This is a genomic window from Oligella sp. HMSC09E12 (assembly GCF_001808505.1).
GTDB lineage: Bacteria > Pseudomonadota > Gammaproteobacteria > Burkholderiales > Burkholderiaceae_B > Oligella > Oligella urethralis.
On record NZ_KV793584.1, the window covers coordinates 1 to 768 of the forward strand.

1 protein-coding gene is annotated in these 768 nt (G+C 46.5%); it reads right to left on the minus strand.

Annotated elements, in window-relative coordinates; translation table 11 throughout:
* Nucleotides 1-104: 104 nt before the first annotated feature.
* Nucleotides 105-719 carry a hypothetical protein gene (locus HMPREF3179_RS06680; RefSeq protein ID WP_036560325.1) on the minus strand — a complete coding sequence of 205 codons (615 nt, stop codon included), beginning with the start codon at nucleotides 717-719 and terminating at the stop codon, nucleotides 105-107.
* Nucleotides 720-768 lie beyond the last annotated feature (49 nt).

Genomic DNA, 768 nt, shown 5'->3' on the forward strand with positions numbered 1-768 from the left:
CGGTTAGCACAGATCTACCTCAAGAGATATAACGCCAGCCAGCATGCGCGGCTGCGGAATGGAGGCGAAGCCGCAATGCAGCAGGCGTCGCGTGCCTGGCCTTGTTAGGCACTTCCTTCATTCCATAAGTAAATATCTAGCACTCGTTCCCGAAACCACGTAGATGACACTAAATTCACCAGCGATTCTTGCTGCAAATTTGGTCTTACTGTATAGGAAATTACGTTTATCAGATTGCGGCATGCTTTTTCAATTTCTTCCTGACACTCCGAATATCGTGTCGTAAATGCAGTATTGAATGCGAGATAATCCCCTTCTGAGGTACCTAAGGCAATTCGTGCCTGCCGATCATATATACGAACAGGGCTTTTGACTTTCAGCCACAGAAATTTGGTAGTCAGCGATAGAACACTTCTCTGGCCATATTTGGAAGAAATACGCTGTCGCGTATAGTTGACGACATCTATTACATTATCGAAGGTTACAGGGGCAAGATCGTTCAATATCTCCAAGACAGGCTCATATCTCTGTAACCCCCTATCAGTGTCGTATTTTTTTGGCAGGTTGCGAGCGACTCGAAAATACCCTCCTGCTGCAACAAGCGATTCCCTCTGTAAAGACGCATCACTGGAGGCCGGGGACTCGCAATAGTTTGCCTCTTTCTCCAGCCACTGGTTCAAAAACTGAAGTGCGCAGAAATCAAATGTACGAATGGGCACTCAACCTCCTGATATGCCTAACATGTATTAGATCGCCTTCCACATAAGC